Here is a 23,763-nt window from a genome sequence, read left to right as displayed (position 1 = left end):
TCAGAAACCTTTTAGGTCTACACCAAAAAGACAACTGAATAAGTAAAATACTGCCATTGACTTATTTTATAGAATAGTTAGCCAAAAACCAGGAAACCCTTACTTATGAAAAACTTTTTATCGCGCTTCGCATCGCCCGCCCCTACCTCCGCCGACGCACCCAACCGCCGGGAGTTTATCCGCAACGCGGGCTTAGGCGGCCTGTCGCTCGGAATGCTTTTCGATGGCAAACACGAGCAGGAAATGGAGTTCATTACCCAGAAGGTCTCCCGCGACTCCAAACCGTCGGAACTGAAAATCACCGACATGCGCGTGGCTGTTCTACAGGGCGTTCCGTTTAGCAGCCCGATCATTCGCATCGACACCAACCAGGGGCTTGTCGGCTGGGGCGAGGTGCGCGATGGGGCAAGTGCCAATTACGCGCTGATGCTCAAGAGCCGGATACTGGGCAAAAATCCGTGTAATGTCGAGCAGATATTCAAGCAGATTAAGCAGTTTGGTAACCACAGCCGGGCGGCTGGGGGCGTTTGTGGGGTTGAGATGGCCTTGTGGGATTTGGCCGGTAAAGCCTACAATGTACCCGCTTACCAATTACTGGGTGGTAAATACCGCGACTTTATCCGGCTCTATGCCGATACGCCCGAAGCGGATACCTACGAAGGATTTGCCCAGAATATGAAGAAGCGCAAGGATCAGGGTTATACGTTTCTGAAAATGGATTTTGGCATCGGTATGCTGGCTGGCCAGCCCGATATGCTGGTAAACGCCAACAACTGGAGTGTAAAGCAGCAATGGAATGACCGCGAATCGGGTAAGCTCGGCAACTACGCCAATACAAAGCACCCCTTCACCCGCATTCAGGTAACGAAGAAGGGCCTCGACAAATTAGTGGAACACGTTGGTAAAGTGCGCGACATTGTCGGCTACGATACGCCCTTAGCCGCCGACCACTTTGGCCACTTCGACGTAAACACGGCCATTCAGATCGGGAAAGCGATGGAACCCTTCCGGCTGGCCTGGCTCGAAGACCTCGTGCCCTGGTTTTATACCGACCAGTGGAAGCAGATTACCGACGCCATCGACACGCCAACATTAACGGGTGAGGACATTTTTCTTAAAGAAGAATTTATTAAACTTATCGACGCCAAAGCCATCGACATGATCCACCCCGATTTAGCCTCGTCGGGTGGGTTGCTGGAAACAAAGAAAATTGGCGATTATGCCGAAGAAAAAGGCATTCCCATGGCCATGCACTTTGCCGGTTCGCCCATTTGTATGATGGCGAACGTTCACTGTGCGGCTGCTACTGAGAATTTTGTGGCCCTCGAACACCACGGCGTGGATGTTGCCGGTTGGGAAGACCTGATTACGGGCATGAAGCCCATCACCGAAAAAGGCTTCGTGAAAGTGCCCGATAAACCCGGTTTAGGCGTTGAACTGAACGAGGAAGTTGCCAAAAAATTCCTTCGGAAAGGTACAACCTGGTTTGCACCCACCGATACCTGGAACACTAAAGATTCGGCGGATCGGGAGTGGAGTTGATCTGCCGTGAATAGTAAATAGAAAACAGCCAACAGTATTCTTTTGCAGGATACTGTTGGCTGTTTTCTATTTGATCAACTTCAGCCCTCTATGACCTGCCCATCTTACCAGGAGCGCATACGGTTCTCAGGCCGACTGATGCAGCAGGCTCCTTTCTTCTCTATTTACTGGATCGTCACGGTAAAGTCGGTATCCAGATCCGTGGTGCCGGGCGAAGTCGTGCCGTTTTTGGCGTTGGGTTGGTATTTTAGCACTACCTTCAGTTTGCCCGTTCCGGCGGCTCCGGTTTTAACCTGGGTAGCTAACCCGATGGGATACGGTCCTGGCGCGGGGTCAATGTCTTTGTCAGTGGCCGATACGGTCAGCGATGCGGGCGAACCGGTGGCGGGAGTGAACGTGTAGAGAAATAGGTGCTCATTGGCTTCACTTTTGACCTCCGCCGACACGGCGAGTATCGGTATTTTGGTTTTATCCAGCAATACTACCGCGCCGGTATAGGTCGTGTTGGCTCGCAGGGTCAATGTGGTCCGGCTAAAATCGGCAGTAGTATTCAGATTCTCGACGGTGGCCGTTACCGTTTGTAGGGGCTTCGTCTGGCTCGTCAACGTCAGCGTAGCCGTTCCCGAAACGGAAGAATATGATATCTCTTCGTTCGTGTTCCGCGACCGCAGACCTTTCCACCCGGTGCGGTTCTGGCACTACCTGAGCGAAAACTTTCCGGCGGGTATCATTCGCAGCAAGGGTTTGTTCTGGCTGGCTTCCCGGCCCGACGATGCGCTGAATTTTAACCAGGCCGGGGCACTCTGCGGGCCGAAGCCGCCGGGCTTCCATGCCGTTTGCCAAACGCTACGCCTGACAGCTACTTACTTACCACTTACCCACTTACTACTCAAACCCGTAGCCATGTATGGGGTAACAGGTCTTTCGTGTTCCAGTCTGGTTTGTTTTTAAACCACCGTTTGGGTGCAATCACTACTTTGTTTTTAGCTGGATTAAGCCAGGCCCCCCACCAGCTAAATGAACTGTTGGCGATTATGTGGTGGCGGCACAAACTCATCAGTTGCAGATCGTCCAGATCGGCGTCGGGTCCGGTATTGGCGACGAACTCATGCGGTACGTTTAGAGCCAGGTTCTGCTTTACCCAATCTGGGTCGTCGCTGAAGATGAACAGTTTAACCCCCGATAATCGCTCCATCAATAGCGGAATAGCTGTATGGTAATAGTCGAGACCAAGGAAGCCAAACGATTGGCTGAATTCGGGATGGCTGATATAATCTCCCCGCCGTATGTGAACAGATACTGGCGTTTGGACGCGCTCAATTTTCTCTTTATAAACCGCAAAAGTCGGTCCGGTTTCCCGTTTAAACGCTAATTCTTCCCGGATAACGTCGGCACGGTTGCTAAAGTAGTTTTCTGACTGCCAAAAGCCCGCTAATGTGATAAATGCGGCATTGGCATCAAGTACTTGTGGTTCAAAGTGAAACTGCTTTTCTTTTACAAACTGAAAAAAAGGCTTCAGCGTCCGGTTCGGTAAGAGTCGGGTGGCTTTCCATACGTACAGATAAGGTGAGGTATTCAACACGCCATAGTCGGTGTTGAACCGATTCAGTTTGAATTTTCTCGGTGTATCCGTCTCGAATTCATAGTTGTAGTAACTCATGTCGATATACAGCGACGTGTTGTTCCGCAGGGCGAGACTCCGGGCCAGGGCATATTGAAACAATTGGTTGCCTAATCCGCTCGTAATCCGGGCAATAATTATACTCATAAGAACGAAAATCGAAGAAATAATAAATTGGTTATCAACAACTCACTACCTAAAATCACTAACATTCAGTTAGATAGTCAAATACGTCTTCAGTGTGTTTTGCGTGCAGGATTTTAGCCCCCGACAACGCTGGGGAGAATGTGGCGTTTTCGTTGACATGATGTCCCAGCCCCGCCGGGATGGGAAAGAATAATATTGGTTCCGCCAAAATCGGTGGCTTGTCCCATTCGATGGTGATGCCAGTAGGCGTAGCGCAGTTCCTGATCGAACTCGCCGTGGAAGGCGATCACCTTATACTTTTGCTTTGTCAGATAATCCCTGGCGATGAACCAGATCTGATTCTGGAGTATTTCAGCGCAGCGCCTGCGTACAGAAATTTTAGAACCAATCGCTGCATACAGGGAAGTAATTAGCCGTTAACGAAGTTACTATCTGATGTTTATTTTTACGTTGTTTGTACACAAGTCGCTTTCCAGGAGAAAACTATTCTATGACTCGGTTTAGGGGAAAAGTCACTGTTAAGTGTATAAAATTCAGGAATTTATGAGCGTGGCAGGCAGGCCACGGTGGACGGATAACCCTCAGCAACGGCTTTCACCAAAGCTTCTTTCCGGGTCCATAGCCGGTAAAAAAGTTGCTGTGCATCAGCACGCTCTTTTTGGCTGAAACTGTGCATCATAAGGTCCCGAAAGGCAAAATCAGGGTTTATTCGCTCAGCAACTACATCCACACTGAACTGCCTGATTGCCAGCAGAATCCAGGCACCGGTATGCGACACGTTAACCTGCCAATCGGGAACACCCCCAATGTGAACGAACCGGTTGTCGTGAAACTCATTAACAATCAGAGAAGTGGCGGTTGTGGCAACTGACCTATCTGAAACAGTCTTGAAAAATAGCCAGCTTTTCTTGCTCACTGAAAAATTAGTGTATCTTGACAAGCCAACGGAGTTATCAGTTCTTATCGGATAACCCTCTGGTCCAATCATTCACTAAACAGCTATTATGGCAAAACGATCATTCGCACCCAGTGCGCCCAGCGCAACCCTTTGGCTAATTGCGCTCCTGCTTGGTGGGTTAGGTATCCTGCTGCATTTTGTTCACGTCGATCAATTATCGGCCTATAGCTACTGGATGCTGCTTACAGGCTTCGTTTTACTCGCCATAGGGACAGCCTACCGGGGCGTGTAGAGTAGTATTCGAAAGGTATTTTGTAGATGTAAAAAGAGGAGCACTGGCCGGCCAGTGCTCCTCTTTATCATTTCAACTATTTTATACGTTGCTTAGAGGCTGTCTATACTCCTTCCACCCGCATCACTTCAACAAATCCTCCAGCGCATTCGTCAAATCACTAAACGCATAGGTAAAGCTCGTTTCGTCGGCAATGCGTTTGTTGAGTACGTAGTTGCCACCGGTAACAACGATGGCCATTTCGCCATACAAAAGCTTTACGGCAAAAGCCGGAATGTTGGGTAGCAGCATAGGTCGGTGCAGTGCCTGGGCAATGGCCCGCGTCAGGGTTTCGTTGGTCACGGGCGTGGGTGCAACGGCATTGTAAACCCCCTGCCAGGATTCATCGGTCAGGGCCGTAATGAACAGCCGGCAGAGGTCGTCGAGGTGAATCCAGGAAATGTATTGCTGCCCCGACCCGATGGGCGCTCCGGCCCCCAACCGAACGGGCTGGGCTAACTTTGGCAACGCGCCACCATCGGCCATCAGCACGACGCCAATTCGCATTTTTACAGTACGAATACCGAGGGCTGCTAACTGGTCTTCTGACCGTTCCCAGGCCCGCACAACCTGCGCCAGGAAATCCGAGCCGCCCTGAGCCGTTTCAGTCAGCGGTCGGTCGCCGGTATCGCCCCCGTAGAAGCCCGTCGCCGATGCCCCAATAAATGATTTTACGTGGTGTGGGTTTTGGGCCAACGCCTGTGCCAGTAACCCGGTCGACTGGGTACGGCTGGTCAGAATTTCGTCTTTACGTTTGTCGGTCCAGCGTTCGTCGGCAATGCCTTCGCCAGCGAGGTGAATAATATGGTCGGCGGAGGCAATAGCTTGCGGATCAATATGCCCCTTTTTTATGTCCCACTGATAAACGGCTACGTTTGGGATGGATTTACTGCTGCGGCTTAGTAAAGAAACCTGAAAGCCTTGTTGCCGAAGCAGTTGCGTTAGGCGACGACCGATGAAGCCGGTGCCCCCTGTGATTAAAACAGTTTGGGTCATAAATGATGCTTCGTGAAGTAAGTATCCTGATTAACTGCTCGTGAAGGATTTGGGTTTTCTCGCTTAGTCAGAGAATACGTTCAAGGGCGCTACCCACAGCACAAACAACGGTCAATAGATACTGAATCAGGATGTCTCTGCTTCGGCGACTATTCGTCGGCCAGCAGGAATTCGCCTTTGATGAGCCACGACATTCCGAAGGCAAATAACGCCCCCCATTCAAACCAAAACACGGGCTGGTATTTGTTGATGTCGGGTCCGAACATACCTACCAGTGCAATTAAGGCACAGAAGAAGACAATGGCTACGGCGCAAATCCGGTAAATCCGGTTTCTGATCCTTTTCTGCTTTGTTTTTTGGCCGCGGCTTTTGGTAAACAGAAAAAACGAAATGCAGGCCAGTGTCAGAAAAAATAAACCAGCCGATGTGTAATGAATTCCCTCGCGAAGCTTATTTTCTTTATATACCAGAATGCTGCAAACAGAATCCAGATTTTCCGAAGTAGGGAAAAAAGCAACACCCAGCGCGCAGATGCCTGCAAAGTTTGTGGCGATGTCGTCGGTAGCAGTATAGCCTTTGTAGAGAATTAAAAATAAAGCTACTGCACATAGTATTCCTACAAATACAAAGCCCATGACCGTGTAATAATAATGGCTGACTGTGGCTTGGATGGCCGTACAATCGCCAATAAGAGTTGTACCCGCAATAAGTAGAGCAGGCAGCGAAATGCCCAGAATACCAACCGCCCGACGAACGGCCATAAACGACATTAGAATTGGATCGGAGTTATTACGGGGGGTATCCATAGACGGTAAAACAGCGTTACGAAGGAAGAAAAAATCTGTACCTTTCAGGGATGCTAAACTACACAACCACAAGGTTCAAACCAAGCCATCACCCATTGTGATATTTTGCACAATATGTTGATTTTTAGCCATTTAATCAATAGTATTGAAGCGCCTGGTCAGGCATCTGTTTTTACGTAAGGCTAAACGACATTTGTCATGAACATCCAGCGATTGATACCTTTAGTAGTGCTGCTGTTACTGACATACCGTGTTGGCTGGTCACGCACCTACACCGATGCCGAAGGTCGTACTGCCTGGGCCAAACTCCAGCGCCAGCCGATAACCGAACCCACGTTCCGGCAAACCTGCGACCTGATTCAGGATATCGGCCAGACAAACCTGAAACTCGCCTACGATTTACTGGCCGCCTACGTGCCGACGATTCGGAAAATGGGCAATCGGCGATGGCTGCACATCCTGCTCATCAACTGGGGCAAGGCGAAAGAATCGCTGAATCATTATGACGAAGCCGAACCGCTGTTCCGGCAGGCCCGCCAGAATGCCCGGCCCGTTCCCCAACTCTACTGCCACGCCCTTACGTATACAGTTCAACTATACTTCGACTGGGCCAAACCTGACTCAATGGCCCACTACCTTGTTCTTGGTGAACAGGCTGCCCAGGCTGCCAATGACCGCGAGACCCTGTCTTTGCTCCGCACGTTCCGGGGGGCGTCGCGCAGCCGGGCGGGGCAGGCCGATTCCATGCGGGCCGATTTCGACGAAGCTACCCGGCTGGCAACGGACCTGCCCAACAAAAATGCGCTCTTTATGGCGCGGTACAGCCGGGCCTCCCTCTACCTGACCAATCCGCAGCAACAGGTTGTGGCGTTCGACAGCCTGCTCGAACTCGCCAACGACAGTAGTCTGGCCCGCAACCCCCGTCTGTATGAGCGTACCACGGTTTATTTTCGCAGTCCCCGCCCGACGGTCCTCTTCAAACTTGCCCAGTTAAATCTATTACTGACCGACTACGACAATGCAGGAAAATTTGCCGATATGGTGTATGAGGTACTTGTCCGGCCCAACCCCCAGGCGCCAATGGTACCCTATTTCAACGCCGAAATGGCCATGATTCGGATGTATCAGGGGCAGATTAACCAGGCCCGAACCTTCATTGATTCGAGTCGGCGGCAGTTTGGCGGGGCCGAACCCCAGATTCCTTATTCGGGTTATTTCCTGGCTGCCGGTCTGCTGGCCGAACACGACGGGCAGTTGACCAAAGCCGTTGATTACTACAAACAATCGCTCACGAAAGGCGCTACCGCGGCTTCGTTTTCGCGCATTCCCCCCGAACTTTTCTACGCCCGTGCGCTTGTCCAAACCGGGCAATACGATGAGGCCCGGCAGATGCTAAGCCCGCTGACGACGGCAGCAACTGCCAACCAGTATTCGGCCATTGGCCTGTATTATTACCAGACATTGGCCGACCTTCGCAAAGCACAGGGTAACTACGTCGGCTACGGCCAGGCAATCGACACCTACCACGCCATCCGCGATTCGCTCACCAACCTGAACCAGTATCGGGCTGTGCAGCAGATTTTGGCCCGCGTCAGAATCCGCGACAAAGAGCAGCAGATTGACCGGCTCAACGCTGAAAACGCGGCCCGGCTTGACCAGCTCCGGCGCGAACGGATTTTTTACGGGGCCATTCTTGCACTGGCCGCGCTGACCATCGGCTTGCTGGCGTTGTACCTGCGTAACCGGCAAATCCGTACCCGTCAGCGGGAAGCTCTACAGCAAAGTCAACTGGAGCAACTCGAAAAACAGCGGCATATCGACCTGATGCAGGGCGTTTTAAGTGCCGAAGAAAACGAACGCCGGAAAATTGCCGACCAACTCCACGACGACGTAAATGCCATGCTCGCCCTGGCAACCCTCAATGTATCGTCTGTTATTGAGAAAGGGCCACAACACGCGCAGAGTGTCCTGAAATTACAGAAAACGCAGGATGTACTGACCACCGTTTCGGCCACCGTTCGGGGCATCAGCCACCGCCTGACACCCCTGCTTATTGAACGCTACGGCTTTCGGCACGCCATTGAAGACCTGGCCGAGTCAGTCAACATAGCCGAGCGACTTCGGCTCGAAACGATTGTCGTAGGTTTCGATCAACCTGATGCGTATTCACTTTCATTCCTGAACGAATTGTACCGAATCATTCAGGAGTTGGTGCATAACATCCTGAAACACGCCCAGGCTACCCACGCAACGGTGGAGGTGGTCGAGCACCCCGACACGGTAACGCTGATGGTCGATGACAATGGCGTGGGCATTACCGACGATGCACTAACTGATGGCATGGGTTTGAGTACAATACGGTCGAAGGTGGCGTATATGAAGGGACAGATGGATGTTCAGCGCAAACCCGAAGGAGGTACATTGGTGGTTATTGACATCCCTGGAACATGAATATTCTGATCGCCGACGACCACCCCATGCTTATCGACGGACTAAAATCCGTACTGGAAGAACTGGATAGCCTAACGGAAATCGGTTCGGTTACGAACGGGCGCCAACTCATCGACCGGCAGTACGTTCGGCCCGCCGACCTCGTGCTACTCGACCTCAATATGCCCCGGATGGACGGCATCACAACACTGGACATCCTGACGAAGCGATTTCCGCAAACAAAAGTGATTGTATTTACCAGCTACAACCAGCCCAAACTGATTCGGGACGTGCAGGAATTAGGCGCGAAGGGCTACCTGCTTAAAACCAGCGACTCCGCCACGCTGAAAAAGGCCATCCTGACTGTAGCCGCCGGGGGAGAATGGTTTCCAGATAATTTAACAACCTCCCAACCGCCCGCCGACGAATCGGAATCTGCCTTCGTGGACGACTTCATGCAGAAATACCAGATTACGAAGCGCGAAGTTGAGGTGATCCGGTTCATTGCCAACGGCCTGACGACCAAACAAATCAGCGACCGGCTCTCCCTAAGCGAGTTTACCGTTAATGCTCACCGGCGCAATATTACCCGCAAAACAGGCATCGACACGCCGGTTGGCCTGCTCAACTTCGCCCGTGAGCAGGGTTTATTGTAAGGCTTTTCTCATGGCGAATCTCTTGAAATATCGTTAGAACTAACTATTGCTCAAGGCGTTGGCGGTAGTGATTTTTGTGGTGTTCAGACAATCTGAACTGCTACCTCAAAATTAACTCATGTCATGAAAAAACTACGGATTCACTTTCTCGTGCTGTTGACTGTTTGGTTACACCCGAAGCGTGTCGAAGCGCAGTATCAGAATGGTCTTTCACAAGCTTACCTTCAGGGTTCTCTCGATGTGGCCAAGCAGATTTTAACGGGGCCTTCTTACGAGGATTTTAAAGCGAACTATAATACGTATGGCTTCAATGTTGGCCTTTACTTCAATCCTTTCAGGGCTTCAGAAGAACTCAGGGACGATTATCATTTGCCTGACCGCAGCCTACGGAATTCCCCACTCAATTCCGCTACCCTGCTGGCCTCCATCGACCGTAAACCCGGCCCTATGGTTCCTGATCCTAAAGCCAGTTCCTCATTTTTACGCCATCTTTCTCCGTTAGTCGGTATTCAACTTATTGGTAAGGGGGGCAAGTATTCGGATCGGTTCGGTACATCCATTACCCACATGACATACCTGGAAATTCCGATTTATGCCATCTATACGTATATGCTGCCGGAGGACAAAGGGCGGCTATTTGGTGGATTAGGTTTTTACGTTGCTTATGGGCTGTGGGGCACACTGAAATTTGATGACCCCAGGGGTACGGAATCCTTTTCGGCTTTCGATAAGTTCAACGGCTATAAACGCTTCGATGCGGGTCTGAACTTCATGGCAGGCTATGAACTGCCGCAGAGACTTCGGCTCAGTATCGTCCACGAATTGGGGGTAACCAGCATTGATCCCGTTGCGGGCAGCGATAAAACCCGCAACAGCGTCTGGAGCCTGAACGTGGGCTATCCACTCAAAAAGTTAGTAGCCCTCACCAGGAAAAAATAACCGTTAAACTACACGATCTATGAAGCGTTTAGGCAATAGCTCCCTGCTGGGGGGTCTGGGTTTGCTGTGCCTTTTACCGACTCAGTCGGCTTACGCGCAACCCGGCAACCGCACCATTGTGAAAGTCAATCTGTCAGGTGTAGTCATTCAGAGTTGGCAATAACCCCGATGCCCGGCGGGGTATTGAAAACATGCTGTTTTCCAGGCGAATGGCTACACTCGAATACTGTTTTTATCCGGCGGGCCGCGCATCGCGTGGCTGGTACATTGCGCCGTTCGTGCGCTACGCCCCCTGATAACAGCTAACTTCAGCGGCCCCTATTACGGCGTTCGGGCTTTGGGAGTGGCGCTGGCGTATAGTTTCTAAGGGCCTTACACCAATACTTGGGCAGGCCCAACGGTCGGACGTAATGGCCTGAAGCGACAGTGATATTTTTGAATAGTTAGAAATAACCAGCTCATTATGAGTAATTTACTCAGTACTTTGTGAAACGTTTACCAGACTATCTCATAAATCAAACTTGCTATGAAACGTAAATCCAGGTTTCTGCCCTTACTTTTAGTTGTCTGTATGGCCTTCGTCACGCTGAACTGTGGTGAGAAGGAGATTAAAGTATTTAATGAATTGCTTGGTAAGTACACGGGCTATATTGTCAACTTTGGCAACAACAGTTCCACTAAAAAAGACCTGACCTTAACCATCACCAGTCAGGATAATCCCGTTGCCGGTACCTATAATCTGGCTGGAACTGCCGGAACGGTAAGCGGTTCGGTGTTAGGAACTATTCTAAACCTGACGCTGAAGCCCACTGCCAGTGGAACGACCTATACGTTTTCGGGAAATGCCAATGATGACAACACCGCGATCACAGGAACGATGACGGGGGTAGAGTCCGGCACAGCGGTAAAGTATACGGTTGATTTGAAGAAATAGTTAGAACTAACTATAGTACAGGGCGTTGGGGTAGCCGAATTTTGTTGGATAAACGAACGGTTCTCCTATCCTCATGAAACACGCCCTCATTCTTTACTTCATCGCCATACTTGGGGTGCTAACAGCGGGCTGCTCGAAAAAAGCAGACGCGCCTACACCCGTTACGCCCCCCACATCGACAACAACAACGGTTCCTCCCTCATCGACCACCACCGTCGCTCCTTCGTCCACGACCACCGCAACGGGTATCACGGCTATCGTCACGACATTGGCAGGCAACGGCGATGAGGGGTATGTGGATGGAATAGGTGCAGCCGCCCGGTTCAAAAATCCATCGGCACTCGTATGTGATCTGGCTGATAATATCTACGTCGTTGATTTGAATAATGGCCGCATCCGGCGCGTGTCGCCGACGGGATCGGTAACGACGCTGGCTGGAAGTGGGGCCGTTGGTGTAACCGACGGAACAGGGACAACTGCCACATTCTATCTGGCGGGGGGTACGTATGTAAGCCGCGATATAGCCGGAAATCTCCTTATAGCGGAAAACAGCACCGTCCAGACATCCATCCGGCGAGTTACCCCAGCGGGCGTCGTCAGCACGCTAACCACCATACCTATCGGAATTGGTACGCCTGTGGGCTTTTATGGTCTTGCTACAGCCGCAAACGGTGACCTCTATATTTCTGATGGCAACGCGATCCGGCTCTTTCGTAACGGTAACCTCTCCATTTTTGCGGGCGGCACACGGGGCTATGCCAACGGAACGTTGAGCATGGCTCAATTTAATAATCCCAACGCGCTCGCCTTCGATGCCGACGGCAATCTGTATGTAGGGGATGAGAATGCCTGCATCCGAAAAATTACCCCGGCGGGAGTGGTCAGTTTGTTGGCGGGTCAGCCAGGGGTATCGGGAATAGCCAATGGTAAGGGGTCGGCCGCTACATTCAGAAACATAACCAGTTTAGTAGCTGATAAACAAGGCAATCTGTACGTAGCAGACAACACGTTGATCCGCCGGGTTACGCCCGATGGTACGGTGACAACTATTGCGGGCAGCGGTACAGGCTATACGGATGGCACGGGTACGGCGGCTCGCTTCCGGGACATACGCTCCATCACCATCGACAGCAAGGGCGTCCTGTACGTGGCTGACCTGCCAAACCAGGCCATTCGGAAGATCGTCGTTCAATAGCCACCGTCGGTTGTTCACACAATCCACTCCTTTGGCAGGCCCAATTGCCGGGCATAATGCGCCGGGGCCGAATAATGAACCCAACCGAGGAGTTTGTTAATCTCGTCGGCAAACTCAATGTGATAGTCGGGGTCGAGTTTACTGGCTTTTTTCAAGACCTGCTCAGTGCGTTTGGCAATGTAGTCGGCGGCTTTGTCGGTTCGGGAGTTGTACTTCTGGAGTAAGTGGGCGTTGTGTTCGTAGAAGGTGTTGAGCATGTAAAGCATCAGTTCCACCTCGCCATATTTATCTTTCGTGACTTTTAGGTGTCGGCTGATGTAGCCGCTTACGGTCCGCATATCCATCATGAGCCAGGCTGCCGTATCGGCATGGAGTTTGGCTGTTCGGTCGATAAACTCTCGAATCAGCGTGCGTCGCTCATCGATGGTTTTTCCAGCTTCAACTAACTCAAACTGAAGCCGTTCGGTCAGCACGGCATCTTTGGCGATTAAGCGCAGCAGCAACTTATCTTTCTCCACGCCCGGCATCCGAACAATGGCTTTTTTGAGGTCAGAATCGAGAGCAGGCATTTTTATAATGATGAATGATGAATTATAAATGATGTTACGCCCAATTGCTACCAAACCAGACGCCCCTACGGGGCTGCGGAATGGTGCTGGTTCAGCCCCGTAGGGGCGTCTGGTTTGGTAGCCTGTCTTCAGCCCCGTCGGCTTCAGCCCTGTAGGGGCGTAGCAATAGACCGGGCGTAACATCAGTTATAAATGATGAATGTAAAAAAAGAATTACAATTCATCATTCACCTACACCCCCACCGTATCGCCTTCATCGGTTCGGATTTTATCTTCGATATAAGCAATAATCTCACTGGCAATGTCGGTGCCCGTTGCGGTTTCGACACCCTCCAGCCCCGGCGATGAGTTGACTTCGAGCACTAAAGGGCCGCGATTGGACAAGAGCATATCGACCCCGGCAACCTTCAGGCCCAGGGCATTAGCCGCCTTAATGGCCGTTTTCTCCTGGAGAGAAGTGAGGTGCACGGCCACAGCACTGCCGCCCCGGTGGATATTGGAACGAAAGTCGCCGTCGACACCCTGCCGCCTGATAGCCCCCACTACGCGCCCGCCCACGACAAAAGCCCGCAGGTCGGCTCCCCTGGATTCGGCAATGAATTCCTGGATGAGTACATTCTTCTTGAGGCCATAAAAAGCTTCGATAGTCGATTTGGCGGCTTTCGTCGTTTCGGCCAGCACAACGCCAATCCCCTGTGTGCCCTCCAGCAGTTTTATAACCACCGGCGGACCGCCGACAAGCTTAATTAACTGCGTAATGTCGCCGTTTTTAGGATGGTTGGCAAACACGGTTTTCGGTAATTCGACGCCTGCTTTTGAGAGTACCTGCAAACTCCGAAGTTTGTTGCGGGACCGCATGATGGCCTGCGATTTGGTGGTCGTAAACACGTTCATCATTTCAAACTGGCGAACGATGGCGCAGCCAAAATCGGTAACAGACGCTCCAATGCGCGGCACAATGGCGTCGAGCGGAGCCAACTCCCGCCCTTCGTACAGGATAGAGGGTTTACCGACCTCAATCATGACCTGGCAGTTCAGATGGTTGACCACAATGGCCTCATGACCACGCTGACTGGCGGCTTCGAGAAGTCGTCGGGTAGAGTATAAATTCGGATTGGCCGATAAAATGGCAATACGCATAGAAGTTGATAGTCGTCAGTCAGTAGTGATCAGTAGTCGTTTGCCGGAGGTTAATAGCGACTATCGACTATTGACTTTTTGTTGACTTTAATCTGATAGGATAAATTTTTCTGCGCCACATCAACGATGAAGCGGTTGCGAAGCAATTTCCGACCCAGCAGCACGGGGTTTTTGAGCCGCTCCCGGTCGGCGAGGGTAAACTCGGCCCGGATGGTGCGCCCGAATAAAACAATGCGGGTTTTAATGACATACCGCTTTTCAGCCACACCGAACGAGTTACGAATCATGCGCTGACTGAACTGGTCGCTATAAAACCGCCGGGAGTCCTCTCCGGTTTTATCAATCAGCAAAAAACTTAACGTTTTGCTCAGCCCTGACTTTAGTAGCCGAACATCTTTGCAATGCAATGCGGACGTGAACGCTCCCGTATCGACTTTAGCCTGCACATCAAAAAGGCCCAGGTCTGGAAAGTCAACGAGGTCCGTTATGCCAATTAGTTGCTTAGGCCTGGGCGTCCGGAGTTTCATAGTTTATTGGTTGTTTCAGGTTTCAAGTGTAACGTTCCAGCTTGAAATGGGGCTCCAACCCGAAAATCTGGAACGTTATACTTGAAACCTGAAACAAATTAAGTGCGGATTAACCGGCTGAACGTGAGCGACATGTCGAGCATAATCATTTTGGCGCGGGCGTTTCGTTCGAGGTGATAAGCAGCTTCGTTCAGGTCGGCTACAATGCGCTCAATGTGTTGTATGCTTAACACTTTTACGAATTTTTTCACGAAATCCAGCTCGTCGTCGGGTAGTCGAAGCAGCGCACCAGCTCCCTGCTGATACAGAAACAAATCCCGATACAGGCGAATGCTGTATGCGACCAACCCCTTTTGTTTTTCCTTACTGAAACCGTCGAACTGGTCGGCCTGTTTGACGAGCGCCTGCAAATCCTGACGGTAGCAGGTTCGCATCCAGTCGGCAAACCAGGTGTGCTGTTCAGTTAGATTGGTCGTTTGGCGGCTCAGGCTGAGGGCTTCGGCCAGATTACCATCGGCGAGGTAAGCATTTCGCCGGGCGGTAGTTTCGTCGAGGTTCAGGTGCTGGCGCAGGTGTGTGGCGACCTCCTCATCCGTAAACGCCCGAACAGCTACCCGCTGCGTGCGCGATAAAATTGTGATGAGCAATTTATCGGGCTGGTTGGTCACTAAGAGAAACAGCGTTTGGGCGGGCGGCTCTTCGAGTACTTTCAGCAAGGCATTGGCCGAAGCCACGTTCATAAGTTCGGGCAGCCAGATGAGCATGAGTTTGTAAGCGCCCTCATAGGCCTTCAGCGACAGTTTCTGCAAAATGTTCCGGGCTTCTTCCGCCGATATGTTACCCTGTTTGTTGTCGGCTCCCATCGTTTCGAGCCAGTCGGGCAAGGTTCGATACGGTTGTTCGAGCAGAAACGCCCGCCAGTCGGCTAAATACGCTTCCGACGTTTTTCCCTTTGCCAGATTCGCCACCGGAAACACCATGTGCAGGTCGGGATGCACGAGTTTCTGGATTTTTATGCACGATGCACACCGGCCACAGGCGTCGTCATCCAGACCACCGAACCGTTGTTTGTCTTCACAATTGACGTACTGAGCCAGCGCCAGCGCCAGCGCGAGATTGGCGCTACCTGCGGGGCCATCGAACAGGAGCGCGTGGGCGAGGTGATTGGTTTGCACGGCCCGCAGCAGCAACTGCTTCGTTTCCTCATAGCCAATTATTTCGGAAAATTGCATACGTAATAGAGAGCCGGGCCGACGCTTCGGTTGGAATGGTCAGCCACAGGCAAAAACTGTCTTGATAAACAACTAATTACAGATCGAACCGAGACGGCATATCGAGCGACCTGGTTCGCTCAAGCCTGAATATTTCTCTCAAAATGCCTTCTTCTGTGGCATCAAACAACTGGTTGCGTCGTTTGAAAGCCTCAGCAGCTACCTGAAGCGCTTTTTCAAGGCGATACGTGGTGAAGCCGTCGATGGCCCCGCCCCACGAAAATGAGGAGATGTGTTTTGGCTGAAAATTACTGCCAAAAACGTTGGCGCTGACGCCCACAACGGTGCCGGTATTGAACATGGTGCTGATGCCCGCTTTTGTGAAATCGCCCACCATTAGCCCGCAAAAAATTCGCCCGGTATCTTCAAGCTGACCGGTCGCGTAGGAGTGGAGCTTGACGTTGCTGTAATCGTTTTTGAGGTTCGAGTTGTTAACGTTGGCGCCCAGATTACACCATTCGCCCACCACCGAATTGCCCAGAAAACCATCATGCCCTTTGTTGCTGTAGCCAAAGAAAATAGAGTTGCCCACCTCACCCCCAACTTTACAGAATGGCCCGATGGTGGTGTTACTCCGCATTTTGCCACCCCAGTTTACAGTCGACCCTTCGCCTATAGAAAACGGCCCCATCACAATGGATCCTTCGCTGATGGTTGCATTGCGGCCAATGTAAATAGGGCCCCCTTCGGCGTTTAAAATGGACGCCCGAATGGTTGCGCCTTCTTCCACAAAAATGGTTGAGGGCGCGTAGCACCGGGTAAATGGGTCGGTGATAGGGGCCGATGTTCGGCCTGCGGTCAATCGGGCAAAGTCGGCGCGGATTTGGTCGCCATTATGCACGAAAATATCCCACATGTTGCAAACAATCGTCAGCGGTTCGGCAAACGTCTGAAACGCAAACTCATCATCGACCGTCGGTGGTGTCGACAATAGCCCGTTTGTTCGCACGGCCAGCACTAATCCATCGGGCGTAATGAACCCCGCCCCCGGCGCCAACGTTGCCATAGCTTCCTGCAAGGCCGTTGTTGGGCAAATGGCACCGTTAACATACCAGTTGTCGGACCCGGCGATTTGCGGAAACTTGGCCTGCAAATACGCTTCGGTTAAAAACGAGCCAGTCTGTCCCAGCACATCAGCCCATTTTTCGGCCAGCGTCTGAATGCCGATGCGAATGCCTGCCACCGGTCGCGTGAAGGTGAAGGGCAGCAAAGCGGTTCGGATGACCGGGTCGTCAAATAATATCAGGTTCGGCATCTAATGAAGTTATAGAGTTGTAAAGTTATACGGTTATAAAGTTGTCTATAGCTGCAACCGCCCAGCCGATCGCTCTACAACTTTTCAACTTGATAACTTGTCAACTTTTTTAAATGAATCAGGCGGCAAATATCTAACCTTAATCTGGAAAAAGAGAACGTGTCGAGCGTACTTTTACCTAAATTATGCTTGACCTAACACCCGACGCCATCATTCGGCACATTGCCCGGCTGCAGGATGAAACCGGGCTGTTTCCGTCGGTTCGCCGGAATGATGCCATTGGCTATAAACGGCTCGATACCAATGTTTTCTTTACAGCGATTACGGTTTTTACACTCCAAAATCTGCGCGCCCACGTGCCGCCCGAAACCCAAACCCTGATTGACCGAATAGCTCAGCAAGCTACAGCCGCCTACCCGATTTTCAGGAATAAAGATGGACTAAACACCTATAACTTCTGGCCAACACGCCCTTCCCGGCACTTTCCCAATGGCCATCTGTTTCACCGTTTCGAGCATTTTCGCCTTCCCGACGATATCGACGATACGGCAATGGTGTACCTGACGACGACTCAATCCGATGCCGATGGCCTCTGGTTTAAAGATAAACTAAGTCAGCACGCCAATGGGAGCGGTCATCACCAAATCCAAAATACATTTACTGACTATCGGCACTTGCGCGCATATTCGACCTGGTTTGGCAAGAACATGGGTGTCGATTTCGATGCCTGTGCTCTGACTAACCTACTGTACTGCCTGTATCGGTATAACGTACCCCAGAATCAGCACGATACCGATTCGCTCACGTATCTGCGTTCAGTAGTCGAGTCGGGCCGGTATGTGTCGGAGCCGTTTCGGTGTGCCCCACACTACGCCCGGACGTCGTTGATTATCTATCATCTGGCGCGGCTGATGGCGGCCTTCGACATTCCTGAGCTGGAACCCATTCGTCCGCGCCTGATTTCGGACGGGCACCGGGAACTGACTAAAGCCCGTAATCGCGTGGAGCAACTGATGCTGGCAACGGCCCTGCTTCGTTTAGGCGAACGCGTCCCCAAATTAACCACCAACGGTATTAAGCAGGACGCCAAAACGTTTCATTTCTTCATCGCCGGTCTGCTTACGGCCTACGAACAACCCTGGCTGCGTCACTTCGCCGACCGGCCCATTGTGCAGATGCGCTGGCAATGCGAAGCCCACAGTTGGGCACTGGTAGCAGAGTACGTTTCTTTAATGATGAATGATGAATGATGAATTTTTTTGCACAATCATTCATCATTCATCATTCATCATTCATCATTAAAGCCCCATTCCCCCATCCACAAAAATCGTTTGTCCGGTAACGTAGCGGCCTGCGTCGGAGCAAAGTAGAACGGCCATGCCAGCAATGTCCTCTGGCTGACCGGGCGAGCCGGCCGGAATGGTCATGCGCTCGCTGATACGGTCGGGAACGACAGGCGTGGGTTCCTGAATACGGGGCGTGTCGATAACGCCGGGCGAGAGATTATTGACCGTTACGCCCTTGTCGGCGAGTTGCAGGGCAAGGTTCCGCACCGTGTTGGCAATGGCGGCCTTAGTGCCCGCATACACAATCATGGCCGGGTGAGGTTTCTCCTCCTGCACACTCCCGATGGTCAGAATCCGGCCCCAGCCGCGCTGGGTCATGCCAGGGGCAAAGCGTTGCATCAGCAGCAGGGTAGATTTCCAGTTGGCGTTTACCTGCTTATCGAAGTCGTCGATGGTGGTGTTTTCCCAGTCATTGGGTAACTGCACCGAGGCATTGGTCACCAGGATGTCGATAGGGCCAAATGGCTCCTCAGCTTGTCGAAACAGGGTTTCGATGGCATCGCTTTGGAGTAGATCAACGCCGATTACCTCACTTTTGACACCGAATTGCCGAATTGCATCAGCTACGTTATGGGCTTCGTCGTCGCCTTTCCGATTATGAACCAGAACGTTAGCCCCAAATTCGGCGAAGGCCAGCGCAATGGCCCGGCCAATTCCCTGACTTGACCCGGTAACGAGGGCGTTCTTTCCTGATAAATTGAGTAATTTCTTAATCATGTCTAAACCAGTTCAGCCGGATTATCGATGCGGTTAAACAGTGAACGTCTGCCCTGAAGCACCTGCTTAAAAAGTTATCCAGTGAACGATCAACTGGCTTGTCAAATACATTCAACGTTCAGTGGATAGGGTCTGACCGCACTAATTTGTTGATGAATCCAGGAGTAAGGTTTCACCCTTAACTCAGCGGTTTATGAGGGTTGCCAACACCTCCGGTTCCACCCGGTGGCCTCCGTCGAAGGCGGTCAGTTTCAGGGTCGGCACATCGGTTTGCAGTCGGCGGAGGTAGCCCTCGGCATCGTCCATCTGCTCAATGTATTCGTCCTGTCGGCCATAAACGTAGTGTGTTTCGACATGGGTTAATGCAGCCGGGTTAAGCACGTCGGATAAGCCATGCGGGAAATAACCCGCCCACAAAATCAGCCGGTCGGCACGGATATGGCGGCTCAGACCACCGCTGTAGCTAAGCCATCGGCAGGCCGTAGCTGCGCCCTGCGAGAAACCCAGCAGTGTCATGTGAAATTGAGCAGAGTCCCGGCCGTTCAGGATGAGGTCGTAGAGTGCATTGAGGTAGGCCAGAAAATCGCTGATTTCGTGTTCTTTATCTTCACGGGTGAGCCACGACGCGCCAACCCGCTGATAATCATTGTTCAGATATAGGCGCGATAAACCTTCCGGCACAACGACCAGTGTTTTGCCGTCGTCTAATCCAGCAAACTTACGTCCGAAAAAATGCGCTAACTGGCCAAAGCCGTGCAGGCAGAACCAAATGTTTTTTGTGCTTTCGGTGAGTTCACCAATGGTATAATAGCGGGCGGTGCGCTGAACGGTGAGGTGATGCTCGGTCATAGGGTAAATTCGTTGAGTCGTTGAATGAAGCGGTCGGTTTGTTCCAGTTCGGGGAAATGCCCGGCATCATTCCACTCTTCGTAGGCAGCGTTGGTCAGGTAAAGCAGCGTCGAAGGTTTGTCAGTTTTGGCGTGCGAACGGTCAGCATTTCCCCAAATGACTAACGCAGGTTGATTTACCTGCTCCAGATTTAAATCTGGAATAGCGTGCCATACCTGGAGAAATGACGACAGGCAATAACAAGCCCCATGATCGAGGGCATCATGCGCTAAGGCTGTAAACGAGCTAACCTGAAAACGGTCTTTGACGGCTATCGGATACCAGTAGTTCGTGATGCGACGCTTTGATAAAGCCATCGCTATTTGCCCGATAACGGGTTTGCGAAGTGCCTTCTTCGCATCTAATCGCTGCATCCACTTCTGCTCTTCCGACCAAACCGGAGCCTGCATGACAATAAGGCGCTCTACTAACCTGGGTTCGCGAGCAGCCACCATCAGCGCGCTGTAGGCAGATACGCACTCAAATGCCAGCGTATACGGTCCCAGAGCTAGCTGCCTCAGTAGCCCCGTGAGCACCTCGGCGTAATCGTCGGGTGTGAAGCGGAAATTGCGGTTGGGGTGGGTAAATCCAAAACCCGGGGCCTCAAAGCACACAACGGTATAGTCGGTACTGAGTTTGTCGAACAGGGCGTCGAAATGTTCGATGCAACAGGGCGGGTCGGTCGAAAACACGACCGTGCGTTTACCCTTGCCGAGCACCCGAACACGCACGGTGGCTTTGGGCAGCGTAATATAGCGAATGCCAGGCCGTGAGGCTTCGGCCCAGCGTCGGTCAGCCCGCAGTTGACCCGTCAGGCCGTAGGTATCTAACCAGGTTGGTGCCATTGGATGCGTTACCGTTGAAACCGGGAATGCTGCCGGTCGTTTTTCCGCGCTTCATAGTGCTGTTTATCCGCTATATAGCACAGCCGCTCAATTTCGGCATGAACAACACCGTCTTTGTCGACCCATTGAAGCGTAAAGGTTTGCTCCATTTGGCCACTCATAGCCACGTGCCGGCGAATTGCATCGAGTTGTTCGTCGGTTATGTCAAAGCGGGCGTAGAGCGTTTGCCGACCGGGTTTGCGAAACCGGATAGTGGCCGATTTATCCCAGACAACGAATTTGTTGCCCAGTATTCTGAGCAGCATGAGCATATAAAACGGGTCGGCGGCTGCGAACATACTGCCGCCAAAGATCGTGCCTACGTAGTTATAGGTCCATGCGTTTCGGCGCAGCCGCAGGTGAACTTCGCGCGAATCGCCCGACCAGAACAGGATTTTTCCGCCCGTTCCGAAATACATTGGATACCAGTTCATGAGCGTGCGAAAGCGCCACGTTTTGAACGATTCTTTACGATTAGTTTGCAGAAAATCGGGTTTCATGCTTTTTTGAGTTCAAGGTTTTAGGTTTCAGCCGGGCCGTTGCCATTGTGCAATTGAGATCTTGACCATGAAACGTGAAATAAATTAACTGACTACTAAAAACGCCTGCCCTTTTTTAATGGCCTGCGCGATTTGCCCGGCATGGTACGAATTATGGTGCATCAGAAACACCAGCACCTGCATTCGGGGCACATCCCCGAACGGCGTTGGAATAATTTCAGCCCATTGGTCATCGCTTGTTTGTCTGATGTGTTCAGCAATCATCGCAAAACTGTCATTAACAGCCTGCCGAACCGCTGCCAGATCAAGCGGCTTGCCTTCATCCGAAACACCACCAACCGTTTGCGGCTGAATACTGATTTCGCGGCCAAACATCATTTTGGCAAAGCGGTGCATGGCCTCGGCGGTGTGCAACGCAATGAAACCCGCCGAAGCCGTTTCGGGCGTTAGTCGATGGCGGTAATTTTCAGGCGTTAATTTGCCAACAGGGCCGACTGCCGAGTTCTGATTTGTTAACCAGATTTGGGTTAAAAGTTCAGTTGTCATAGGGATGGGGGTTGTGTTTACGAATTGATTTAGCTGGTCCAGCGCGGTTAAGAAATTGGTTTGGTCAGGACTTTATCCGAAAAAACAGACAGGCCAGAAACCGCGTCGGGGCCGAGTTCTTCATGCACCTGCTGGTTCAGGGATTTCCAGATTTTATGGCATCGTTTGGCTAACAATCGGCCCTCTTCGGTCAGAAAAAGGCCGTTGCGGAGATTATCCGTCAGCCAGCCATTTTTTTGCAGAAGCTGCACATCCCGGCTCATCGCCGATTTTTCAATCTGCAGCCGTTTCGACAGCTCGGCCTGCCGAATGCCCGGTTGCGCGAAGATGTGCATGAGCAGAGCCGCCTGCGCGAACGTGACGCTCTCCTGAGCAAACGCATCGTTATAGCGACTGCTCAGGACTCGTGACAGCATTCGCAGCCGGCCAGCAATGCAATAGGTTTCAGAATCCATGCGGTAAAGATAAATATGAAAGTTGCATATGCAACTTTAGTAGTAAAAAATTAGCCCGAACTTATTAAACGGGCTTTAACATAAGAGTTTATCCACCGTCATATCCACGAACGGTTGCCATCAGGCGTCCTGCGAGGACACAGGCCGGGGAGGAATTGTCGCACTCAGGGCCACTTCTTTTGGAGGGCGCTGGCTCCAGAAGGTGGCCAGCAACGAGCCGGTGGTGTTCATGATGGGGCCGAAGAGGGCAGGAGCCAGGCCCACCGTGGCTACTTTGCCCATCTGCACGGCAATGCCCGATGCCAGCCCGCCGTTTTGCAGGCCAACCTCAATAGCTACCGTTCGGCAGCTTTGCTCATCCATACCGAACAGCCGCGCCGACCAGTACCCCAGCGTGAAACCTGTCAGATTATGAATCAGCACACACAGGGCCAGCGTCCAGCCGACGGTGAGCAGGCTATCGCGCCCGGCAGCGGTAATAATGGCCACAATCAGCACAATGCCGCCCATCGAAATCAGGGGCATAATGCGGTTTAGGACAACGGCTGATTTATGGAAAATACGGTTCAACACCAACCCAACAACAACTGGCAGAATCACAATCTGAATGATTTCGAGCATCATTTTCCAGAACGAAATCTCGATGAACTGGCCTGCCAGCAACGTCATCAGGGCGGGCATCAGAAACGGAGCCAGCAGCGTCGAAATCGTTGTTACGGTGATGGACAGCGGCACATTGGCTTTGGCAATGAAACACATCACGTTGGATGCCAGGCCGCTTGGCGAACAGCCAATGAGCACCACCCCAGCCGCAATTTCGGGCGGGAACTTGAAGGTGTTGGCTAAGGTGTATCCCAGCAGGGGCATGATCACAAAATGGCACACAACCCCAACGAACACAGCTCGTGGCTGCTTGATAACGCCCTCAAAATCCTTGATCGACATGGTTGTACCCATGCCCAGCATGATGATTTGCAGCAGGGGAACGATGAGTTTTTTCAGTGGAAAGTCGCCGATTTTGGTGAACGGCCCCGGAAAGGTCAACGCGATAGCCACCGAGGCAATAATCAGGGCGGTATAAATTAAATTACTGTAGGATGAGCGGGCGTTGGTTTCGGCTTTCATTACGAGGAAATGAATAATGAATAATGGATAATGATCGTAAAAAGC

General features: G+C 51.8%; 28 protein-coding genes. 10 read left to right on the top strand and 18 right to left on the bottom strand.

The window, feature by feature from the left end; genetic code table 11:
* Nucleotides 1-105 precede the first annotated feature (105 nt).
* Nucleotides 106-1,542 (top strand): mandelate racemase/muconate lactonizing enzyme family protein, encoded by a 1,437-nt coding sequence (locus tag ACYVI1_RS30570; RefSeq protein ID WP_460915388.1) that lies wholly within the window; start codon nt 106-108, stop codon nt 1,540-1,542.
* A gap of 164 nt (nt 1,543-1,706) precedes the next feature.
* Here ACYVI1_RS30570 and ACYVI1_RS30565 read toward each other — a convergent pair whose 3' ends face one another.
* A complete protein-coding gene (locus ACYVI1_RS30565; protein WP_460915387.1) occupies nt 1,707-2,063 on the bottom strand; it encodes a hypothetical protein in 357 nt (118 codons plus the stop codon).
* Here ACYVI1_RS30565 and ACYVI1_RS30560 point away from each other — a divergent pair.
* On the top strand, nt 2,044-2,493 hold the full coding sequence (locus ACYVI1_RS30560; protein WP_460915386.1) for a GTP-binding protein: 450 nt from the start codon (nt 2,044-2,046) through the stop codon (nt 2,491-2,493). The genes ACYVI1_RS30565 and ACYVI1_RS30560 overlap by 20 nt on opposite strands.
* Here the strand turns inward: ACYVI1_RS30560 and ACYVI1_RS30555 are convergent.
* The 3 genes from ACYVI1_RS30555 to ACYVI1_RS30545 all read right to left on the bottom strand — a co-directional run bounded on the left by ACYVI1_RS30555 (nt 2,432) and on the right by ACYVI1_RS30545 (nt 4,226).
* Nucleotides 2,432-3,310, bottom strand: a complete 879-nt coding sequence (locus ACYVI1_RS30555) for an alpha-1,2-fucosyltransferase (protein ID WP_460915385.1) — start codon at nt 3,308-3,310, stop codon at nt 2,432-2,434. The genes ACYVI1_RS30560 and ACYVI1_RS30555 overlap by 62 nt on opposite strands.
* Nucleotides 3,311-3,423: 113 nt before the next feature.
* Nucleotides 3,424-3,600, bottom strand: a complete 177-nt coding sequence (locus tag ACYVI1_RS30550; protein WP_460915384.1) for a hypothetical protein — start codon at nt 3,598-3,600, stop codon at nt 3,424-3,426.
* A 251-nt stretch (nt 3,601-3,851) separates the two neighbouring features.
* Nucleotides 3,852-4,226 (bottom strand): 4'-phosphopantetheinyl transferase family protein, encoded by a 375-nt coding sequence (locus ACYVI1_RS30545; RefSeq protein ID WP_460915383.1) that lies wholly within the window; start codon nt 4,224-4,226, stop codon nt 3,852-3,854.
* 88 nt (nt 4,227-4,314) lie between these two features.
* On the opposite strand from ACYVI1_RS30545, the gene ACYVI1_RS30540 reads away from it, so the two are divergent.
* The gene (locus ACYVI1_RS30540; protein WP_460915382.1) at nt 4,315-4,500 is read left to right on the top strand and encodes a hypothetical protein; all 186 of its coding nucleotides are present in this window, start codon (nt 4,315-4,317) and stop codon (nt 4,498-4,500) included.
* 123 nt (nt 4,501-4,623) lie between these two features.
* Here ACYVI1_RS30540 and ACYVI1_RS30535 read toward each other — a convergent pair whose 3' ends face one another.
* A complete protein-coding gene (locus tag ACYVI1_RS30535; RefSeq protein ID WP_460915381.1) occupies nt 4,624-5,535 on the bottom strand; it encodes a TIGR01777 family oxidoreductase in 912 nt (303 codons plus the stop codon).
* Nucleotides 5,536-5,684: 149 nt separating this feature from the next.
* Complete coding sequence (locus tag ACYVI1_RS30530; RefSeq protein ID WP_460915379.1) at nt 5,685-6,341, bottom strand: hypothetical protein; 657 nt, start codon at nt 6,339-6,341, stop codon at nt 5,685-5,687.
* A gap of 198 nt (nt 6,342-6,539) precedes the next feature.
* On the opposite strand from ACYVI1_RS30530, the gene ACYVI1_RS30525 reads away from it, so the two are divergent.
* From ACYVI1_RS30525 to ACYVI1_RS30500, 6 genes are all read left to right on the top strand, one after another.
* The gene (locus tag ACYVI1_RS30525; RefSeq protein WP_460915377.1) at nt 6,540-8,792 is read left to right on the top strand and encodes an ATP-binding protein; all 2,253 of its coding nucleotides are present in this window, start codon (nt 6,540-6,542) and stop codon (nt 8,790-8,792) included.
* Entirely contained in the window at nt 8,789-9,427 is a 639-nt protein-coding gene (locus ACYVI1_RS30520) for a response regulator (RefSeq protein ID WP_460915376.1), read from the top strand. Before ACYVI1_RS30525 ends, ACYVI1_RS30520 begins: the two co-directional genes overlap by 4 nt.
* 123 nt (nt 9,428-9,550) lie before the next feature.
* The gene (locus ACYVI1_RS30515; protein WP_460915375.1) at nt 9,551-10,366 is read left to right on the top strand and encodes a porin family protein; all 816 of its coding nucleotides are present in this window, start codon (nt 9,551-9,553) and stop codon (nt 10,364-10,366) included.
* 19 nt (nt 10,367-10,385) lie between these two features.
* Nucleotides 10,386-10,529, top strand: coding sequence for a hypothetical protein (locus ACYVI1_RS30510; RefSeq protein ID WP_460915374.1), 144 nt, complete (start codon nt 10,386-10,388; stop codon nt 10,527-10,529).
* Nucleotides 10,530-10,892: 363 nt separating this feature from the next.
* Nucleotides 10,893-11,300 (top strand): hypothetical protein, encoded by a 408-nt coding sequence (locus ACYVI1_RS30505; RefSeq protein ID WP_460915373.1) that lies wholly within the window; start codon nt 10,893-10,895, stop codon nt 11,298-11,300.
* Nucleotides 11,301-11,373: 73 nt separating this feature from the next.
* Nucleotides 11,374-12,495, top strand: coding sequence for an NHL repeat-containing protein (locus ACYVI1_RS30500; protein WP_460915372.1), 1,122 nt, complete (start codon nt 11,374-11,376; stop codon nt 12,493-12,495).
* Between the two features lie 14 nt (nt 12,496-12,509).
* Here ACYVI1_RS30500 and ACYVI1_RS30495 read toward each other — a convergent pair whose 3' ends face one another.
* From ACYVI1_RS30495 to ACYVI1_RS30475, 5 genes are all read right to left on the bottom strand, one after another.
* Nucleotides 12,510-13,064 (bottom strand): hypothetical protein, encoded by a 555-nt coding sequence (locus ACYVI1_RS30495; RefSeq protein ID WP_460915370.1) that lies wholly within the window; start codon nt 13,062-13,064, stop codon nt 12,510-12,512.
* Between the two features lie 231 nt (nt 13,065-13,295).
* Complete coding sequence (gene rimK / locus ACYVI1_RS30490; RefSeq protein ID WP_460915368.1) at nt 13,296-14,204, bottom strand: 30S ribosomal protein S6--L-glutamate ligase; 909 nt, start codon at nt 14,202-14,204, stop codon at nt 13,296-13,298.
* Nucleotides 14,205-14,254: 50 nt separating this feature from the next.
* Nucleotides 14,255-14,731, bottom strand: coding sequence for an ATP-dependent zinc protease family protein (locus tag ACYVI1_RS30485; protein WP_460915366.1), 477 nt, complete (start codon nt 14,729-14,731; stop codon nt 14,255-14,257).
* 98 nt (nt 14,732-14,829) lie between these two features.
* Nucleotides 14,830-15,963, bottom strand: coding sequence for a DNA polymerase III subunit (locus ACYVI1_RS30480; protein ID WP_460915365.1), 1,134 nt, complete (start codon nt 15,961-15,963; stop codon nt 14,830-14,832).
* A 76-nt stretch (nt 15,964-16,039) separates the two neighbouring features.
* Nucleotides 16,040-17,257 (bottom strand): putative sugar nucleotidyl transferase, encoded by a 1,218-nt coding sequence (locus tag ACYVI1_RS30475; protein ID WP_460915364.1) that lies wholly within the window; start codon nt 17,255-17,257, stop codon nt 16,040-16,042.
* A gap of 185 nt (nt 17,258-17,442) precedes the next feature.
* Here ACYVI1_RS30475 and ACYVI1_RS30470 point away from each other — a divergent pair, with 185 nt between their 5' ends.
* Nucleotides 17,443-18,507: a hypothetical protein gene (locus tag ACYVI1_RS30470; RefSeq protein WP_460915363.1), complete on the top strand. Its 1,065-nt coding sequence runs from the start codon at nt 17,443-17,445 to the stop codon at nt 18,505-18,507.
* A gap of 48 nt (nt 18,508-18,555) precedes the next feature.
* On the opposite strand, the gene ACYVI1_RS30465 is transcribed toward ACYVI1_RS30470, so the two are convergent.
* From ACYVI1_RS30465 to ACYVI1_RS30435, 7 genes are all read right to left on the bottom strand, one after another.
* Nucleotides 18,556-19,320: an SDR family NAD(P)-dependent oxidoreductase gene (locus ACYVI1_RS30465; RefSeq protein ID WP_460915362.1), complete on the bottom strand. Its 765-nt coding sequence runs from the start codon at nt 19,318-19,320 to the stop codon at nt 18,556-18,558.
* Between the two features lie 183 nt (nt 19,321-19,503).
* A complete protein-coding gene (locus ACYVI1_RS30460) occupies nt 19,504-20,169 on the bottom strand; it encodes an alpha/beta hydrolase (protein WP_460915361.1) in 666 nt (221 codons plus the stop codon).
* Nucleotides 20,166-21,053 carry an alpha/beta fold hydrolase gene (locus tag ACYVI1_RS30455; protein WP_460915359.1) on the bottom strand — a complete coding sequence of 296 codons (888 nt, stop codon included), beginning with the start codon at nt 21,051-21,053 and terminating at the stop codon, nt 20,166-20,168. Before ACYVI1_RS30455 ends, ACYVI1_RS30460 begins: the two co-directional genes overlap by 4 nt.
* An 8-nt stretch (nt 21,054-21,061) precedes the next feature.
* Complete coding sequence (locus ACYVI1_RS30450) at nt 21,062-21,592, bottom strand: DUF4442 domain-containing protein (protein WP_460915358.1); 531 nt, start codon at nt 21,590-21,592, stop codon at nt 21,062-21,064.
* Nucleotides 21,593-21,676: 84 nt separating this feature from the next.
* Nucleotides 21,677-22,138 (bottom strand): DinB family protein, encoded by a 462-nt coding sequence (locus tag ACYVI1_RS30445; RefSeq protein WP_460915355.1) that lies wholly within the window; start codon nt 22,136-22,138, stop codon nt 21,677-21,679.
* A 47-nt stretch (nt 22,139-22,185) separates the two neighbouring features.
* Nucleotides 22,186-22,593: a MarR family winged helix-turn-helix transcriptional regulator gene (locus tag ACYVI1_RS30440; RefSeq protein WP_460915354.1), complete on the bottom strand. Its 408-nt coding sequence runs from the start codon at nt 22,591-22,593 to the stop codon at nt 22,186-22,188.
* A gap of 120 nt (nt 22,594-22,713) precedes the next feature.
* Entirely contained in the window at nt 22,714-23,718 is a 1,005-nt protein-coding gene (locus tag ACYVI1_RS30435; protein WP_460915353.1) for a bile acid:sodium symporter family protein, read from the bottom strand.
* Between the last annotated feature and the right edge of the window lie 45 nt (nt 23,719-23,763).

Source organism: Spirosoma areae, assembly GCF_054781775.1.
This window is presented reverse-complemented; position numbering and strand designations above follow the sequence as displayed.

Bases quoted from the DNA above. Each gene is read 5' to 3' on its own strand.
- ACYVI1_RS30460 (WP_460915361.1), bottom strand. From the start codon at position 20,169: ATGACCGAGCATCACCTCACCGTTCAGCGCACCGCCCGCTATTATACC.
- ACYVI1_RS30485 (WP_460915366.1), bottom strand. From the start codon at position 14,731: ATGAAACTCCGGACGCCCAGGCCTAAGCAACTAATTGGCATAACGGAC.
- ACYVI1_RS30480 (WP_460915365.1), bottom strand. From the start codon at position 15,963: ATGCAATTTTCCGAAATAATTGGCTATGAGGAAACGAAGCAGTTGCTG.
- ACYVI1_RS30500 (WP_460915372.1), top strand. From the start codon at position 11,374: ATGAAACACGCCCTCATTCTTTACTTCATCGCCATACTTGGGGTGCTA.
- ACYVI1_RS30555 (WP_460915385.1), bottom strand. From the start codon at position 3,310: ATGAGTATAATTATTGCCCGGATTACGAGCGGATTAGGCAACCAATTG.
- ACYVI1_RS30520 (WP_460915376.1), top strand. From the start codon at position 8,789: ATGAATATTCTGATCGCCGACGACCACCCCATGCTTATCGACGGACTA.
- ACYVI1_RS30535 (WP_460915381.1), bottom strand. From the start codon at position 5,535: ATGACCCAAACTGTTTTAATCACAGGGGGCACCGGCTTCATCGGTCGT.
- ACYVI1_RS30505 (WP_460915373.1), top strand. From the start codon at position 10,893: ATGAAACGTAAATCCAGGTTTCTGCCCTTACTTTTAGTTGTCTGTATG.
- ACYVI1_RS30530 (WP_460915379.1), bottom strand. From the start codon at position 6,341: ATGGATACCCCCCGTAATAACTCCGATCCAATTCTAATGTCGTTTATG.
- ACYVI1_RS30525 (WP_460915377.1), top strand. From the start codon at position 6,540: ATGAACATCCAGCGATTGATACCTTTAGTAGTGCTGCTGTTACTGACA.
- ACYVI1_RS30570 (WP_460915388.1), top strand. From the start codon at position 106: ATGAAAAACTTTTTATCGCGCTTCGCATCGCCCGCCCCTACCTCCGCC.
- ACYVI1_RS30510 (WP_460915374.1), top strand. From the start codon at position 10,386: ATGAAGCGTTTAGGCAATAGCTCCCTGCTGGGGGGTCTGGGTTTGCTG.
- ACYVI1_RS30470 (WP_460915363.1), top strand. From the start codon at position 17,443: ATGCTTGACCTAACACCCGACGCCATCATTCGGCACATTGCCCGGCTG.
- ACYVI1_RS30440 (WP_460915354.1), bottom strand. From the start codon at position 22,593: ATGGATTCTGAAACCTATTGCATTGCTGGCCGGCTGCGAATGCTGTCA.
- rimK (WP_460915368.1), bottom strand. From the start codon at position 14,204: ATGCGTATTGCCATTTTATCGGCCAATCCGAATTTATACTCTACCCGA.
- ACYVI1_RS30465 (WP_460915362.1), bottom strand. From the start codon at position 19,320: ATGATTAAGAAATTACTCAATTTATCAGGAAAGAACGCCCTCGTTACC.
- ACYVI1_RS30450 (WP_460915358.1), bottom strand. From the start codon at position 21,592: ATGAAACCCGATTTTCTGCAAACTAATCGTAAAGAATCGTTCAAAACG.
- ACYVI1_RS30475 (WP_460915364.1), bottom strand. From the start codon at position 17,257: ATGCCGAACCTGATATTATTTGACGACCCGGTCATCCGAACCGCTTTG.
- ACYVI1_RS30445 (WP_460915355.1), bottom strand. From the start codon at position 22,138: ATGACAACTGAACTTTTAACCCAAATCTGGTTAACAAATCAGAACTCG.
- ACYVI1_RS30435 (WP_460915353.1), bottom strand. From the start codon at position 23,718: ATGAAAGCCGAAACCAACGCCCGCTCATCCTACAGTAATTTAATTTAT.
- ACYVI1_RS30455 (WP_460915359.1), bottom strand. From the start codon at position 21,053: ATGGCACCAACCTGGTTAGATACCTACGGCCTGACGGGTCAACTGCGG.
- ACYVI1_RS30495 (WP_460915370.1), bottom strand. From the start codon at position 13,064: ATGCCTGCTCTCGATTCTGACCTCAAAAAAGCCATTGTTCGGATGCCG.
- ACYVI1_RS30540 (WP_460915382.1), top strand. From the start codon at position 4,315: ATGGCAAAACGATCATTCGCACCCAGTGCGCCCAGCGCAACCCTTTGG.
- ACYVI1_RS30515 (WP_460915375.1), top strand. From the start codon at position 9,551: ATGAAAAAACTACGGATTCACTTTCTCGTGCTGTTGACTGTTTGGTTA.